This window comes from Rheinheimera sp., assembly GCF_036568245.1.
Classification (GTDB): domain Bacteria; phylum Pseudomonadota; class Gammaproteobacteria; order Enterobacterales; family Alteromonadaceae; genus Alishewanella.
Map to the genome: position 1 here is coordinate 1 of NZ_DATCSY010000006.1, position 15,030 is coordinate 15,030.

15 protein-coding genes and 1 pseudogene are annotated in these 15,030 nt (G+C 50.5%); 14 read left to right on the forward strand and 2 right to left on the reverse strand.

Going from position 1 to position 15,030, the window contains the following annotated elements; all coding sequences use genetic code 11:
- The 11 genes from VIN66_RS00245 to glmU all read left to right on the forward strand — a co-directional run.
- Positions 1-647: ParB/RepB/Spo0J family partition protein (locus VIN66_RS00245; protein WP_331922123.1), on the forward strand; the 647-nt coding region annotated here is incomplete at its 5' end.
- A 132-nt stretch (positions 648-779) separates the two neighbouring features.
- Positions 780-1,160, forward strand: a complete 381-nt coding sequence (locus VIN66_RS00250; protein ID WP_331922124.1) for an ATP synthase subunit I — start codon at positions 780-782, stop codon at positions 1,158-1,160.
- Positions 1,161-1,174: 14 nt separating this feature from the next.
- Positions 1,175-2,035 carry a F0F1 ATP synthase subunit A gene (gene atpB, locus VIN66_RS00255; protein WP_331922125.1) on the forward strand — a complete coding sequence of 287 codons (861 nt, stop codon included), beginning with the start codon at positions 1,175-1,177 and terminating at the stop codon, positions 2,033-2,035.
- A 45-nt stretch (positions 2,036-2,080) separates the two neighbouring features.
- On the forward strand, positions 2,081-2,314 hold the full coding sequence (gene atpE / locus VIN66_RS00260; RefSeq protein ID WP_134053432.1) for a F0F1 ATP synthase subunit C: 234 nt from the start codon (positions 2,081-2,083) through the stop codon (positions 2,312-2,314).
- Positions 2,315-2,363: 49 nt separating this feature from the next.
- On the forward strand, positions 2,364-2,834 hold the full coding sequence (gene atpF, locus VIN66_RS00265; protein ID WP_273022201.1) for a F0F1 ATP synthase subunit B: 471 nt from the start codon (positions 2,364-2,366) through the stop codon (positions 2,832-2,834).
- Positions 2,835-2,846: 12 nt separating this feature from the next.
- Positions 2,847-3,380: a F0F1 ATP synthase subunit delta gene (gene atpH, locus VIN66_RS00270; RefSeq protein ID WP_226766056.1), complete on the forward strand. Its 534-nt coding sequence runs from the start codon at positions 2,847-2,849 to the stop codon at positions 3,378-3,380.
- A 14-nt stretch (positions 3,381-3,394) separates the two neighbouring features.
- Positions 3,395-4,936 carry a F0F1 ATP synthase subunit alpha gene (atpA, locus tag VIN66_RS00275; RefSeq protein WP_331922126.1) on the forward strand — a complete coding sequence of 514 codons (1,542 nt, stop codon included), beginning with the start codon at positions 3,395-3,397 and terminating at the stop codon, positions 4,934-4,936.
- A gap of 52 nt (positions 4,937-4,988) precedes the next feature.
- The gene (gene atpG, locus VIN66_RS00280; RefSeq protein ID WP_134053424.1) at positions 4,989-5,852 is read left to right on the forward strand and encodes a F0F1 ATP synthase subunit gamma; all 864 of its coding nucleotides are present in this window, start codon (positions 4,989-4,991) and stop codon (positions 5,850-5,852) included.
- A gap of 33 nt (positions 5,853-5,885) precedes the next feature.
- Positions 5,886-7,271: a F0F1 ATP synthase subunit beta gene (gene atpD, locus VIN66_RS00285; RefSeq protein ID WP_134053422.1), complete on the forward strand. Its 1,386-nt coding sequence runs from the start codon at positions 5,886-5,888 to the stop codon at positions 7,269-7,271.
- 22 nt (positions 7,272-7,293) lie between these two features.
- Complete coding sequence (locus VIN66_RS00290) at positions 7,294-7,710, forward strand: F0F1 ATP synthase subunit epsilon (protein WP_027670541.1); 417 nt, start codon at positions 7,294-7,296, stop codon at positions 7,708-7,710.
- Between the two features lie 192 nt (positions 7,711-7,902).
- Positions 7,903-9,267, forward strand: coding sequence for a bifunctional UDP-N-acetylglucosamine diphosphorylase/glucosamine-1-phosphate N-acetyltransferase GlmU (gene glmU, locus VIN66_RS00295; protein WP_331922127.1), 1,365 nt, complete (start codon positions 7,903-7,905; stop codon positions 9,265-9,267).
- 177 nt (positions 9,268-9,444) lie between these two features.
- Here glmU and VIN66_RS00300 read toward each other — a convergent pair whose 3' ends face one another.
- The gene (locus tag VIN66_RS00300; protein ID WP_331922128.1) at positions 9,445-10,584 is read right to left on the reverse strand and encodes a dicarboxylate/amino acid:cation symporter; all 1,140 of its coding nucleotides are present in this window, start codon (positions 10,582-10,584) and stop codon (positions 9,445-9,447) included.
- 237 nt (positions 10,585-10,821) lie between these two features.
- Between VIN66_RS00300 and VIN66_RS00305 the strand changes: the two genes are divergently transcribed.
- Positions 10,822-11,382 (forward strand): DUF1439 domain-containing protein, encoded by a 561-nt coding sequence (locus tag VIN66_RS00305; RefSeq protein WP_331922129.1) that lies wholly within the window; start codon positions 10,822-10,824, stop codon positions 11,380-11,382.
- Here the strand turns inward: VIN66_RS00305 and VIN66_RS00310 are convergent.
- Positions 11,379-13,169 (reverse strand): sulfite reductase flavoprotein subunit alpha, encoded by a 1,791-nt coding sequence (locus VIN66_RS00310; protein WP_331922130.1) that lies wholly within the window; start codon positions 13,167-13,169, stop codon positions 11,379-11,381. The two genes, VIN66_RS00305 and VIN66_RS00310, sit on opposite strands and share 4 nt — an antisense overlap.
- 245 nt (positions 13,170-13,414) lie before the next feature.
- On the opposite strand from VIN66_RS00310, the gene VIN66_RS00315 reads away from it, so the two are divergent.
- Together VIN66_RS00315 and VIN66_RS00320 are read left to right on the forward strand one after the other, a co-directional pair.
- Positions 13,415-14,182, forward strand: coding sequence for a DeoR/GlpR family DNA-binding transcription regulator (locus tag VIN66_RS00315; RefSeq protein WP_331922131.1), 768 nt, complete (start codon positions 13,415-13,417; stop codon positions 14,180-14,182).
- 50 nt (positions 14,183-14,232) lie between these two features.
- Positions 14,233-15,030, forward strand: a pseudogene (locus tag VIN66_RS00320) (glutamine--fructose-6-phosphate aminotransferase); the annotation flags it as partial.

The following is a 15,030-nucleotide window of genomic DNA, read 5'->3' on the forward strand; positions in this document are numbered from 1 at the left end:
GCCCTTTGGCCAAAAACAAATTTGAAATTATCGCCGGCGAGCGACGCTGGCGTGCCAGCCAGCTGGCGCAGTTGGCTGAAGTACCTTGTATTGTCAAAGATGTGCCGGATGAAGCTGCTGTTGCCATAGCGCTGATTGAGAACATTCAGCGTGAAGATTTAAATGCGATGGAAGAAGCGGTCGCGCTGGAGCGTCTGCTGAACGAGTTTTCGCTCACTCACCAACAAGTGGCCGATGCTGTAGGAAAATCCCGTGCATCGATAACAAACCTGCTGCGTCTGAACCAGCTAAATGACGATGTCAAATTGCTGCTGGAGCATGGTGATATCGAAATGGGCCATGCCAGAGCTTTGCTGGCATTAAAAGATACTGAGCAGTCCGATGCCGCACGTCTGGTCGCTGCGAAGCAGCTGACTGTGCGCGAAACTGAAAATCTGGTACGGCGTATACTGGAGCCCAAGCCTATTATTGCCGAAAAGCCACGCGACCCGGACGTCGTGTCATTAGAGCAACGTTTAAGTGAGCGTTTTGCGGCGCCGGTGCAAATTAGTTACAACAGCAAAGGTAAGGGCAAACTGGAAATTGCTTACAGCAGTCTGGATGAGTTAGATGGCATTATTAGCAAGTTGAATGTAACTGAGCATTAATGCACCAAAATGTACCAGAATTCTGTACTATCGTAGTGCCGCCGCCGCTTTTTGTTGCAAATTAAAGGCAAATAAGTATACTTTCGCAAGTTTTCATTACCCCCTACAAGGGCGATTTCAGGGGGCCTAAAAGTGACAGATAAAAGTGTGGCTGAGCAACGAAAATCAGCCTATAAGCTGGTGTTGTGCCAGCTGGTAGTAGCCGGGGTTATCGCACTGGCTTTTTTTTTAGCTGCCGATGCAGCCGCTGCCAAATCTGCCATTAAAGGTGGGCTGGTGGCCGTGATACCAAATTGTGTATTTGCATTTTTCGCGTTTCGTTTCAGTGCATTAGACAACGCAAATATTGTAGTGGCGGCCTTTATGCGGGGGCAGTCACTAAAACTAATATTAACCGCTGTGTTATTAGCCGTGGTCTTTTCACAGCAGCAACTGGTACCTGAAGTGTTTTTAACCGGTTTTCTGCTTACCCTGCTAACACAATGGTCAGCACCGTTTTTTTTTAAACATTAACAATGGGATGAAACATGGCTGCAGGTGAAGAGTTAACCCTCTCTAGCCATATTCAGCACCACCTTACTAACGCCAAAATGTGTACTGTCGATGGCAGTGTCGCATTTAACAAAGCGTGTAGTGAGGCCGGGTTCTGGACATGGCATGTCGATACATTAGCGTGGTCTATCGGGCTTGGTTTGTTGTTTCTGTGGATTTTCCGCAGTGCGGCAAAAAAGGCAACAACCGGTGTACCCGGAAAGTTTCAGTGTTTTATCGAAATGGTAGTCGAGATGGTTGCCACCAACGTTAAAGACACTTATCACGGTAAAAGTAAACTCATCGCACCACTGGCACTGACCATCTTTGTCTGGGTGTTCCTGATGAACCTGATGGACTTAATCCCAGTTGATTTCCTGCCTGCTTTTGCTGGCTGGGTGGGAGCTACAGGCTTCGGTATGGATTCGCACGATGTATACATGAAAATCGTACCGACGACAGACGTGAACCTGACTGCTGCTCTGGCCATTGGTGTTTTCGTTCTGATGATCGGGTATTCAATCCGTATTAAGGGCGTACTAGGCTTTATTAAAGAACTGACGCTGCACCCGTTCAGCAGTAAAAGCGTGCCACTGCAGATTTTACTGATCCCCGCTAACCTGATCCTGGAAACTATTGCGCTGGTCGCGAAGCCGTTTTCACTGGCACTGCGGTTATTCGGTAACCTGTATGCAGGCGAGATGATCTTTATTCTGATTGGTGCCATCGGTTTGGCGCAATTACCACTGCATTTTGTCTGGGCAGTGTTCCACATTCTGGTAATAGTACTGCAGGCATTTGTCTTTATGATGCTGACTATCGTTTACCTGAGTATGGCCAGTTCAGATAACCACTGATTTTTTTAAACTTTAACTTTAACTATTGAAATATCGGAGAAAAAAATGGAACTAGTATTAGGTCTGAAATTAATCGCAGTTGCTCTGTTAATCGGTTTCGGTGCTATCGGTACTGCACTGGGTTTCGGTAACATGGGCGGTAAGTTCTTAGAAGCCTGTGCGCGTCAACCAGAACTGGCCCCTTCACTGCAAGTTAAAATGTTCATCCTGGCAGGTCTGATCGACGCCGTTGCGATGATCGGTGTGGGTATCGCCATGTACATGTTGTTCGCACTGTAATTGAAGGTTTGTGTTAATCCGAACAACTGTTAACTAAGGAGGAGCGGTCGTGAATTTAAACGCCACTCTGATCGGCGAATTAATCGCATTTGCGGTGTTCGTGCTGTTCTGTATGAAGTTTGTTTGGCCGCCGCTGATCAACGCGATCGAAGCGCGCCAGAAAAAAATTGCTGACGGTTTAGCAGCTTCTGATCGTGCGGAAAAAGACCTGGCATTAGCGCAGGACAAAGCCAAAGATCAGTTAAAAGATGCTAAAGCGCAAGCGGCAGAAATTATTGAGCAAGCGAAAAAACGCGAAGCCAAGATGATTGATGAAGCCGTGCATAAAGCCAATGCTGAACGTGAAAACATTCTGGCGATTGGTCGGGCAGAACTTGAAGCGGAACGTAACCGTTTACGCGAAGAGCTGCGCAAGCAGGTTGCTGCTCTGGCAGTAGCCGGCGCAGAGAAAATTCTGCAACGGTCTATTGATGAAGCTGCTCACAGCGACATTCTGGAAAAACTGGTTCAAGAACTGTAATGAGGATGAGCTATGTCTGATTTGACTAATATTGCTCGTCCTTACGCCAAGGCAGCTTTCGACTTTGCTGTAGAGCAAAACGCGTTAGATGCCTGGCTGCAGATGTTGGCCTTTGCTGCGGAAGTGGCGAAGAATGACCAGGTTGGTGCTTATTTAAGTGCCAATGGCGCTGCGGATAAGCAGGCCGGTCTGTTTATTCAGGTATGTGGTGAGCAACTCAATGAGCACGGCCAGAACTTTATTAAAGTGATGGCAGAAAATCATCGCTTGTTGGCGTTGCCTGAAGTGTTAACTGCCTTTGTTGCACTGAAAGCTGAATATGAAAAAGAAATCGACGTTACTGTGGTTTCTGCTACCAAGCTTTCTAAAGCACAACAGGACAAGTTAGCCACGGCATTATCGCAACGTTTGGCACGCAAAGTTAAATTGAACTGTAGCGAAGATCCTGCAGTAGTCGGCGGTATGCTGATTAAAGCAGGTGACATGGTTATTGATGGCTCGGTCCGCGGCAAGCTGGATCGTTTAGCAACTGCGCTGCAGTCTTAATTGGGGAACAGAGAATGCAACTGAATTCCACTGAAATATCAGAACTGATCAAAAGTCGTATTGCTCAGTTCGAAGTGGTCAGTGAAGCTCGTAACGAAGGTACTATCGTTCAGGTAACTGACGGTATTATCCGTATCAACGGCCTTGCAGATTGTATGCAAGGTGAAATGATTGAGCTTCCTGGCAACCGCTATGCTATCGCACTGAACTTAGAGCGTAACTCAGTTGGTGCCGTAGTGATGGGTCCGTATGCGGACTTAACTGAAGGCACTAAAGTAAAAAGCACTGGCCGTATTTTAGAAGTACCGGTTGGCCCACAGCTGTTAGGGCGTGTGGTTAACACCTTAGGTGCACCTATCGACGGTAAAGGCCCGATTGACGCTGCTGGTTTTGAACCGGTAGAAAAAATTGCTCCGGGCGTTATCGACCGTCAATCAGTAGACCAGCCAATGCAAACTGGTTATAAGTCTGTTGATGCGATGATCCCTATCGGTCGTGGTCAGCGTGAATTGTTAATCGGTGACCGTCAAACCGGTAAAACCGCACTGGCAATCGACGCCATCATCAACCAGAAAGGTACTGGTGTTAAGTGTATCTACGTAGCAGTAGGCCAGAAAGCCTCTACTATCGCTAACGTAGTACGTAAGCTGGAAGAGCACGGCGCACTGGCCCACACCATCGTGGTTGTAGCGTCTGCTTCTGAAGCGGCTGCACTGCAGTTCCTGGCGCCATATTCTGGCTGTACTATGGGTGAATACTTCCGTGACCGCGGTGAAGATGCACTGATCGTATACGATGACCTGTCTAAGCAAGCTGTTGCTTACCGTCAGATCTCGTTACTGTTACGTCGTCCACCAGGCCGTGAAGCTTACCCTGGTGACGTATTCTATCTTCACTCACGTCTGCTGGAGCGCGCATCACGCGTTAACGCTGACTACGTTGAGCGTTACACCAACGGTGAAGTAAAAGGTAAAACCGGTTCTTTAACGGCATTGCCAATTATCGAAACTCAGGCGGGTGACGTTTCTGCGTTCGTACCAACCAACGTAATCTCGATTACCGATGGTCAGATCTTCTTAGAAACTGACTTATTCAACGCTGGTATCCGTCCAGCGGTTAACGCGGGTATTTCGGTATCTCGTGTTGGTGGTGCTGCACAAACCAAGATCATCAAGAAATTAGGTGGTGGTATTCGTCTGGCATTAGCCCAGTACTCAGAACTGGCCGCGTTCGCGCAGTTTGCCTCTGACTTAGACGAAGCGACCCGCGCTCAGTTAGAGCACGGCCAAAAGGTTACTGAACTGATGAAACAGTTACAGTACAGCCCGATGTCTGTTGCCGAAATGGGTGTATCTATTTTCGCTATCGAAAAAGGCTTTATGAAAGATGTCGACGTTGCCAAAATCCTGGATTTTGAAGCCGGCTTAATCGCTTTCATGAAAGCTGAGCACGCTGAGCTGATGGCTGATATCGATAAAACCGGTAACTACAACGACCAAATCGAGTCTACGTTCAAAGCTGCCATTGATAAATTCAAGGCAACGCAGACCTGGTAATCAATGCGGGTGGCTTGCCACCCCATTCGTTGAATGAATCGGAGATACAGTCATGGCCGGTGGTAAAGAGATAAAAAGTAAGATCGGGAGTATTAACAATACTCGCAAGATCACCAGTGCTATGGAAAAGGTTGCGGTCAGCAAAATGCGCAAAGCGCAGGACCGCGTAGCTGCAACTCGCCCATACGCTGAAGGTATGCGCAAAGTGATTGGTAACGTTGCCAATGGCAGCCTGGAATACCGCCATCCGTATTTAGCGGAGCGTGAGGTAAAACGGGTTGGTTACATTGTCATTTCTACTGATCGTGGTCTTTGCGGTGGCCTGAATACCAACGAGTTTAAGAAAGTTGCCCTTGAGCTGAAAAGCTGGAAGGAAAAAGGTGTTGACGCCCAGTTTGCCGTTATCGGTAACAAAGCGACGGCCTTCTTCAAGCGTTTCGGTGGTAAGGTCGTCGCGCAACAGGCGGGTTCAGGTGACGTACCACGTTTGGCTGATGTGATCGGTTCGGTAAAAGTGATGCTGCAAGCATTTAACGAAGGCCGGATTGACCGCTTATTCCTGGTGTACAACAAGTTTGTTAACACCATGAAACAGGAGCCAGTGATCGATCAACTCTTACCTTTGCCAAAAGCAGACATAGCACAGAAAGAGCACAACTGGGATTACCTGTACGAGCCGGACCCACAACCTATCATCGATATGTTGATGGACCGTTTCGTCGAATCGCAGGTTTATCAGGGCGTGGTAGAGAACTCTGCCAGTGAACACGCGGCGCGGATGGTAGCGATGAAAGCTGCAACCGACAACGCCGGTAACCTGATGGACGACCTGAAGCTGGTGTACAACAAAGCACGTCAGGCCGCGATTACCCAGGAGCTTAGCGAGATCGTCGCCGGTGCGGCAGCTGTAGGCTAAGGTAAACAGTTTTGAGAAATTTGAGGAAACATCATGAGTCAAGGTAAGGTCGTCCAAATCATTGGCGCCGTTGTGGATATCGATTTTCCACAAGATGCGGTACCTGGTATCTATGACGCGTTAAACGTGACCGACGGTGATCTGGCTGGTCTGGTGCTGGAAGTTCAGCAGCAGCTGGGTGGCGGTACTGTACGTACTATCGCATTAGGTACAACTGACGGTTTACGTCGCGGCGCAGCTGTAGCGAATACCGGTAAAGCAATTCAGGTTCCGGTGGGTAAAGCCACGCTGGGCCGTATTATGAACGTATTAGGCGAGCCAATCGACGAAGCGGGCCCAATCGGTGAAGAAGAGCGTTGGTCAATCCACCGCGCTGCGCCTTCATACGAAGAGCAAGCGGCGTCTAACGCGCTGCTGGAAACCGGTATCAAGGTTATCGACCTGGTATGTCCGTTCGCGAAAGGTGGTAAAGTTGGTCTGTTCGGTGGTGCCGGTGTAGGTAAAACCGTAAACATGATGGAACTGATCCGTAACATCGCTATCGAGCACAGCGGTTACTCAGTGTTCGCCGGTGTGGGTGAGCGTACCCGTGAAGGTAACGATTTCTACCACGAGATGAAAGACTCTAACGTACTGGATAAAGTATCGTTAGTGTACGGTCAGATGAACGAGCCACCAGGTAACCGTTTACGCGTAGCGTTAACCGGCTTAACCATGGCAGAAAAATTCCGTGATGAAGGCCGTGACGTACTGTTCTTCGTGGATAACATCTACCGTTACACACTGGCCGGTACTGAAGTGTCAGCACTTCTGGGCCGTATGCCATCAGCAGTAGGTTACCAGCCAACGCTGGCAGAAGAGATGGGTGCGCTGCAAGAGCGTATCACCTCTACCAAGACCGGTTCTATCACGTCAATCCAGGCCGTATACGTTCCTGCGGATGACTTAACGGATCCGTCACCAGCTACCACGTTCTCTCACTTAGATGCGACCGTAGTACTGAGCCGTAACATCGCGTCACTGGGTATTTACCCGGCGATCGACCCACTGGATTCAACTTCTCGTCAGTTAGATCCACTGGTAATCGGTAAAGAGCACTATGAAGTAGCACGTGGCGTGCAGTCTGTACTGCAGCGTTACAAAGAGCTGAAAGATATCATCGCGATCCTGGGTATGGACGAACTGTCTGATGAAGACCGTACTACCGTATACCGTGCGCGTAAGATTCAGCGCTTCCTGTCTCAGCCATTCTTCGTAGCTGAAGTATTTACCGGTTCACCAGGTAAGTACGTACCGCTGAAAGAAACTATCCGTGGCTTTAAAGGCATTCTGGACGGCGAGTTCGACCATATGCCAGAGCAGGCGTTCTACATGGTTGGTTCAATCGACGAAGCGATCGAAAAAGCGAAGAAACTGTAAGTTCAGGCTTTAGGAGAGCGAGATGGCGATGACAGTGCAACTGGATGTAGTAAGTGCCGAAGAGAAAATTTTCTCCGGCCTTGTCGAATCCGTGCAGGTCACAGGCAGTGAGGGCGAGCTGGGTATTTTACCTTTCCACGCCCCGTTACTGACCACCCTGAAACCTGGCATGGTCCGTATCGTGAAACAGTTTGGCGAAGAGCATGTGATTTATGTAGCCGGTGGCGTACTTGAAGTACAACCCGATACCATTACTGTTCTGGCCGACGTTGCGGTACGCGGCGAAGACTTAGACGAGCAAGCCGCTTTAGACGCACAAAAACGTGCCGAAGAAGCGATGCAGCACGCTGGCGCAGACTTCAATTATGCTGAAGCTGCCGCGCAACTGGCTGAAGCCATTGCTCAGCTGCGCATTATTCAGAAAATGCGTAAAAAATAAGTTCGGGTTCCGAAATATAAAAAGCCACCTTAGGGTGGCTTTTTTATTGGTTGATAGCAGCCCTGCATTCATTCCGTAACGGCAGTTTTTAACATATTCAGCAAAACTTCACCCTGCCCCTGTAATCTGCGGCGTTATCTATTAGAATAACCGCGTCTGTCGAATGAAAGCGCGATTACAGGGATTCTTTATATGGCATTAAATGTAGTGATTCTGGCGGCCGGTAAAGGCACAAGGATGAAATCCGATTTACCCAAGGTGTTGCACAAAGTGGCAGAACGGCCGATGGTGCAGCATGTGATTGATACCGCCCGCGCGCTAGGCGCTCAGAAACCGCAACTGGTGTACGGCTATGGCGCTGAGGCGTTACAAATTACCATGGGCGAACAGCCGCTGCATTGGGTATTGCAGGCTGAGCAACTGGGTACCGGCCATGCCGTAGCGCAAGCCATACCTAACATTGCTGACGACGATACGGTGCTGGTGCTGTATGGCGATGTACCGCTAACCCGTTTAGATACACTGCAGCAACTGCTGGCGGCGAAGCCGGCCAATGGCCTGGCCATTTTAACGGTAAACCTGGCTAACCCAACCGGCTATGGCCGTATTGTGCGCGAAAACGGCAAAGTGGTCGGTATCGTTGAGCAAAAGGATGCCAACGCTGAGCAGCTGAAAATCGTTGAGGTAAACAGCGGCATTATGGCGCTGCCGGGTAAGCAACTGAAGAACTGGCTGGGCCGCTTATCAAACAGCAATGCGCAGGGTGAGTACTATTTAACCGACGTTATCGCGATGGCGCACAGCGAAGGTGTAGAAATTACCACCGCCCAGCCGCAAAACCCGATGGAAGTGGAAGGTGCGAATAACCGCATTCAATTAGCTGCACTGGAGCGAGCTTACCAACAGCGAAAGGCCGAAGAGTTAATGTTAGCTGGCGCCAATCTGCGCGATCCTGCGCGTATTGATGTGCGCGGCACGGTTGAGGTTGGCAACGATGTCATGATTGATATCAACGTTGTTTTCGAAGGCAAGGTTGTGTTGGGCAAAGGCGTAACTGTTGGCGCTAACTGCATCCTGAAAGACTGCGTGATTGGCGATAACACCGAAATAAAGCCGAACTCGATGATCGAAAAAGCCCGTGTTGGCGCAGACTGCTCGGTAGGCCCCTATGCCCGCCTGCGGCCGGATAGCGTGATGCTGGACGACAGCCATGTCGGTAACTTCGTCGAAATGAAAAAAACCACGCTGGGTAAAGGCTCAAAAGCCAACCACTTAACGTACTTAGGGGACGCTGTGATTGGTGCCAGGGTAAACGTTGGTGCCGGTACCATTACCTGTAACTACGATGGCGCGAATAAGTTTGTCACGACCATTAAAGACGGTGCTTTTATTGGTTCAAATAGTGCCTTAGTGGCGCCGGTAACCGTTGGCGTAAACGCCACCGTTGGCGCAGGCTCGGTGCTAACCCGTGATGCGGCGGATGGTGAACTGGTGGTCGCGCGGGCGAAACAGCGCCATATAACAGACTGGCAACGGCCGGTGAAAATTAAAAAGTAATAGCCGATTAAAAAAGAAGCCCGCAAAATGCGGGCTTTTTTATAACTTCAGCTGCCAAGTACCGGTTGCAATTCCCGCTTTGGCTCGTCACAGCAACTCGCCCTTTGCCTACGACAGGACTCAGACACTCTGTGACGCCCAAATCGGGATTCCAACCTACTCTTTGCCTGCGATCGATTACTCTGCTTTATCAACCAGCACAGCAATAGCGCCGTCGCCGGTAACGTTGCAGGCGGTACCAAAGCTATCCTGCGCCATATACAGTGCAATCATCAGTGCGATAGCGGCATCGCCAAAGCCCAGCATAGAACCGAGCAAGCCTACTGCCGACATCACAGCGCCACCAGGCACACCCGGAGCGGCCAGCATCACCACGCCCAGCATAAAAATAAATGGCAGTACTGTCAGCAATGACGGCATGTCCAGGCCATTTTGCATGGTTACCACCGCCATGGCACAGGTAACAATAGTAATGGTTGAACCTGATAAATGGATGGTTGCGCACAGCGGCACAGTAAAGTTTGCCACATCAAATTTGATGCCGTTGTTTTTGGTGGCTTGCAGCGATACCGGAATAGTGGCTGCACTCGACATGGTACCAAGCGCAGTAAAATAGGCTGGCAGCATATTTTTAATCAGGGCAAAAGGTGATTTACCGGCCTTGATACCGGCAATAGTGTACAACGTGATGATCCAGCACCAGTGCATGGCAACCGCCAGCAGCAATACAATGCCAAAGGTTCTCAGCGTGCTGAATACGGTACCGGCTGCGGCCATTTGGGCGAACTCACCGGCGATATACAGAGGTAACAACGGAATGATGACTTTTTCCAGCAGCAACTGAATCACATCGCGGCCCTGATCAGACAGCTGTTTTAGCTGAGGGGCGCCGGTAGCGGCTATACCGAGGCCAAAAATGAATGCCAGCACCAGAGCTGTCATCACACTGATAGCTGGTGGTATATCCATTTCAATAAAGGCGGTTAAATGTGCCACATCTGCTGGCGCCGCAGCACTATTGGCTGCTGTTAGCATCGGTACCACCACACTGGCCACCAGATACGCTAAGGTACCCGCCGTTACGGTAGATAAATAGGCAAAGCCGACCGTACGGCTTAACAGTTTGCCGGAATTACGCGGCAAGGCGGCAATACCGCTGGTAATAAAGAATAAAATCAGCAGAGGTACGGTAAAAAACAATAACTCGCCAAATAAGCCCTTAAAGGTGATTAATAGTCGCGTCAGTTCGTGTGGTGCATACAGGCCACAGATCATGCCCAGTATGATACCTGCTATCAGTTTTAGTATTAGCGCCATAGTGTTTCTCGTTATAGTGTTGCTTGTATTGTCAGAGCCTGGATGGTCGCGGCTGAGCATACCATAAGTTTGCCTGCCATACTGCGCTTTGCTGGTCGGTTGTGTTTCACGTGGAGCATTGCCAATTCAGCGGCAACTCAGCTAAGGCATGCTATGATCGCGGCTCTAACCGAAGCGGTCATGGTTAACACTTGACGCTTAACTGACAAAATAGCCAAAGAACAAAAGGCACATACGATGAAAAAAGTTTTAGTCATGCTGGGTTTCATGCTGCTGAGCGCCTGCAGCCAGTTGCAGCAAATGTCGTCTTACAATGTTACAGAAGCCGATCTGGAGCAGTTGTTACAGCAAAAAGTACCAGAACTGACGCGGCAGGCAACAGTGGCCGGCATACCGCTAAAACTGAATGTCGACAGCATGACGGTGCAAATCGGCCCGGACAACTCTGACGTAGTAAGGGTAAACACCGCTGCCAGCGCGGCGCTGTCATTATTTGGATTAAGTTACCCGGCCACTATGCAGCTACAGGTCGAAGGTGTGCCGTATTACGATGGCAACGAAAAAGCTATTTACCTGCGCTCGGTAAAACTGCTGGACTCCAGTATCGAAGCTTCAGGCTATCGCGGTAGCCTGAAACCGGTAACCAACGAGTTGTTGCAACTGGTCAACGGCTATCTGGCCAATAACCCGGTATACCGGCTGGATACTGCAAACCCCACCGTTAAGCTGTTAACCTCAGTGCCGGTGAATATGGCCGTCCAACAAGGCCGTATCAGCTTTATGCCGGGTAAAAACTAGTATAAATCGCGCCGGTAGCGGCCTTGCTGTGTCAGTTGCGCCAGCGCATCGCTACCAATAGTATCAAGCAGGGTTTGATGTACAGCCTGCCCCATACCCTGCAAGCTGCCACAAACATAAATCGCTGCACCCTGCTCCAGCCAATCCAGCAGCCGCGCCCGCTGCGCGGCTAATGCATGCTGTACATAGTATTTTTCTGCTTGCTGCTGCGAGAATGCCAAATCGCAGTGGCGGATAAAGCCCTGCTGCTGCCATAGCTGAATATCACGGGCAAAGAAAAAGTCGCTGTCCTGGCGGCGTTCACCAAATAACAGCCAGTTATCGCGCTGCCCGCGTTTTACCTGTTCGGCCAGTAGCGCCCGGATACCGGCTATGCCGGTGCCATTGGCAATAAAGATCAGGGGGCGAGAGTCATCCGGTAAATGAAATTGTGCGTGCTGGCGCAGCCGCAACTGCACCGGTTGTTGCTCCATTGCCCAGGCGGTTAGCCAGCCGGAACCAATACCGAGGGCACCGCTGTCGTGCTGCACCTGACGTACCAGCAATTGCAGGTAGCCTTCATCGGGGATCGACGCTATGGAATAGCTGCGCAGCGGCAGCCGCGGCTGCAGCTTTAACCAGTCAGCCAAGGGGCTGCCAGAGGCCGGTGGTTGCACTTTATCCAGCTCCAGCTCGGCCAGAGCCCAGCACAAAGGTACATGCCGGCCCTGATAATGTACCGCCTGACAGCCATTAATCGCATGCCGGGTAAGCCACAGCGCGACTGCACATTTGCTGTTTTCCGGCTGAACATCCAGCAAATCTCCGGCTTGCCAGTGGCTATCTGCCGGCATTTGCAGTTTTACCACGTAACATGGCAAACCGCTGCTGGCGGGGTTAGCGATATAGCGGCTGTGTAAACCGGCCAGCAGCCAGTTATCGTTAACCGGTTGTTCCGCAGCAGTTTCAGTATCAGCACCTAACATCGTCAGTAGCTGCTGCCATTGTGTCAGCGCCGGGCTTTTGCTATCTGCGCTGTCCAGCTCCAGCAGCGGCCTTATCGCTTTGGCATCACGGCTGTGCAACCAACCGTGCAACCAGTGGCCAAAGGCACAAAACTGCTGATAGCTGCGATCGCCAAGCGCCAGCACGGCAAACTGCAACTGATTAAACGATTGCTGCCATTGCTGTGCCAATTGATAAAACTGGCTGGCATTATCCGGTGGCTCGCCTTCACCGTAGGTACTGACCACAAACAGCGCCTTGCTGCTTTGGTGCAACTGCTGCTGCGTTAACTGGTTAAGTTCCGCCAGCTGTACGCTAAAACCGGCACTTTGCAGTTGGCTGGCGCTGCGCTTAGCCAGCTGCAGTGCCATGCCGGACTGACTGGCATACCCAATCAGCCAGTGTTCGGCTGGGTTGTCAGGTGCTGCGGTAGCGATTGTTGTCTGTTTGGCCCAGTAAATTCGTAGTAGTAAGCCCATTACTGCCAGTTGGCTGCTAAGCCATAACCACTGCGACGCCTTAGCCGAAAATGCTGATTGTGGCAGATAGAATAACCACAGTAAGGTCAGTAGCAGCGCCAGCAGCATGTATTGTTCCAGCCGGGCAAAACCACGGACAGGCGTTACTGCAGCCGTACGGGGGTTCAGCCAAACCGAAGCCGCCACCAATATCAGGTATAACAGGTATAAACCAATAGTTTGGTGTAGCTGCTGGTAGGCAGAAAAATGGGCATAGTGCAGAGGCAACAGCAGCAGCGCCAGCAGGTGATATTTTTCCAGCAAAGATTGCCAGCGTCGTAACATAAGGCACCAGAGAAAAAGCAGGGGTGGCAAAACCCACCCCTTAACGTGCAAGACAAGTAAAACAACGACCAGAGAAGCCCATCCGGGGCCCGGTACAGCAGCCAATCCATCGACTAAGCCAGACTATAATACGATTAATTATTAAATGCAAACAATTCTCATTAAAATTAATGCGCCAGTTTAGCGCTTGCGTCTACCGCAAAAATGATTACAATATCTTTCGTTTTGAAACTTAATCGAAAGATATGAACAAACGAAATACTCAACAGCGGCGGCATTTAATTGTCAGCCAACTGCAGCAGCAGGGTGAATTGTCGGTAGAGCAACTGGCCGAGCAGTTTAATACCTCTGAAGTGACGATCCGAAAAGACCTGACGGTATTGGAGCAAGCCGGGTTGTTGCTGCGCCGTTACGGCGGTGCCGTGCCGGTACCACAGGATTTTGTCAGTGACAGTAGTTTAGAAAAGGTTTCAAACCGAAAGTTAGCCATCGCCAAAGCCGCTGCCAGCCTGATTAAAGATCATTACCGCATTATTATCGACAGTGGCCGCACCACTGCTGCCCTGTTACCAGAACTGGCAACAAAACGTGGCCTGGTGGTGATGACTAACTCGCTGGCGATTGCCAATACCCTGCGTGAGCTGGAAAACGAACCTACGTTGCTGATGACAGGTGGTACCTGGGACCCACAATCAGAAGCCTTTCAGGGCCAGCTGGCTGAGCAAATGCTGCGCAATTACGATTTTGACCAGCTGTTTATCGGTGCGGACGGCATCGACCTCGGCCGCGGCACCACCACCTATAATGAGTTATACAGCTTAAGCCGGGTGATGGCCGAAGTAGCACGTGAAGTTATCGTGATGCTGGAATCAGACAAGCTTGGGCGCAAAATTCATAACCTGGAATTACCCTGGTCAATGGTGAAAGTACTTGTTACCGATGAAGGTTTAGCTGCAGCGGATGCAGCACAGATAGAACAACAGGGCGTTAAGGTGATCCGGGTTCAGGCCTGAGTCAGCTATACGCCGTAACGTAAAGTATCAGAAATTTATGGAGAGCTCGCATGTGTGGAATAGTTGGCGCCGTAGCGCAACGTGATGTGGTAGATATTCTGGTTGAAGGCCTGCGCCGGCTGGAATACCGTGGTTATGACTCAGCCGGTGTGGCTGTGGTTACTGAAAGCGGCGAACTCACCCGCCTGCGCCGTTTAGGTAAAGTAAAAGAACTGTCAGATGCGGTGGCAGAAAAGCCAGTCGCCGGCGGCACCGGTATTGCCCACACCCGTTGGGCCACTCATGGCGAGCCAAGCGAGCGTAATGCTCATCCACACGTATCCAGCAACATCACTGTGGTGCACAACGGCATTATTGAAAACCACGCCCCACTGCGTGAAGCACTAAAAGCCAAAAGCTATGTCTTTACGTCGGATACCGATACTGAAGTTATCGCCCATTTAGTCGAAGAAGAGCTGAAGAGCGCTGGTTCATTGCTGGTCGCAGTACAAAAATCTGTTAAGCAGCTGCACGGTGCTTACGGCACGGTATTACTGGATAAAACCGACAGCAGCCGGGTAGTCGTGGCCCGTTCAGGCAGCCCACTGGTAATTGGTTTAGGTATCGGTGAGAACTTTATCGCTTCCGATCAGCTGGCGCTGTTGCCGGTAACCCGCCGTTTTATTTTCTTAGAAGAAGGTGATGTAGCCGAAATTACCCGCCACAGCATCAGCATTTTCGACAAAGACGGCAAACCGGTCGAACGTGAAGTGCACGAGTCAAACGTCAGTTACGATGCCGGCGACAAAGGCCAGTACCGCCCCTTTATATTAAAAGAAATCTACGAGCAGCCGCATGCAATCAACAAC

Excerpts from the sequence above, each read along its gene's own strand:
- atpB (WP_331922125.1), top strand. The coding sequence starts at position 1,175 with ATGGCTGCAGGTGAAGAGTTAACCCTCTCTAGCCATATTCAGCACCAC.
- atpE (WP_134053432.1), top strand. The coding sequence starts at position 2,081 with ATGGAACTAGTATTAGGTCTGAAATTAATCGCAGTTGCTCTGTTAATC.
- atpH (WP_226766056.1), top strand. The coding sequence starts at position 2,847 with ATGTCTGATTTGACTAATATTGCTCGTCCTTACGCCAAGGCAGCTTTC.
- atpA (WP_331922126.1), top strand. The coding sequence starts at position 3,395 with ATGCAACTGAATTCCACTGAAATATCAGAACTGATCAAAAGTCGTATT.
- atpG (WP_134053424.1), top strand. The coding sequence starts at position 4,989 with ATGGCCGGTGGTAAAGAGATAAAAAGTAAGATCGGGAGTATTAACAAT.
- atpD (WP_134053422.1), top strand. The coding sequence starts at position 5,886 with ATGAGTCAAGGTAAGGTCGTCCAAATCATTGGCGCCGTTGTGGATATC.
- VIN66_RS00290 (WP_027670541.1), top strand. The coding sequence starts at position 7,294 with ATGGCGATGACAGTGCAACTGGATGTAGTAAGTGCCGAAGAGAAAATT.
- glmU (WP_331922127.1), top strand. The coding sequence starts at position 7,903 with ATGGCATTAAATGTAGTGATTCTGGCGGCCGGTAAAGGCACAAGGATG.
- VIN66_RS00300 (WP_331922128.1), bottom strand. The coding sequence starts at position 10,584 with ATGGCGCTAATACTAAAACTGATAGCAGGTATCATACTGGGCATGATC.
- VIN66_RS00305 (WP_331922129.1), top strand. The coding sequence starts at position 10,822 with ATGAAAAAAGTTTTAGTCATGCTGGGTTTCATGCTGCTGAGCGCCTGC.
- VIN66_RS00310 (WP_331922130.1), bottom strand. The coding sequence starts at position 13,169 with ATGTTACGACGCTGGCAATCTTTGCTGGAAAAATATCACCTGCTGGCG.
- VIN66_RS00315 (WP_331922131.1), top strand. The coding sequence starts at position 13,415 with ATGAACAAACGAAATACTCAACAGCGGCGGCATTTAATTGTCAGCCAA.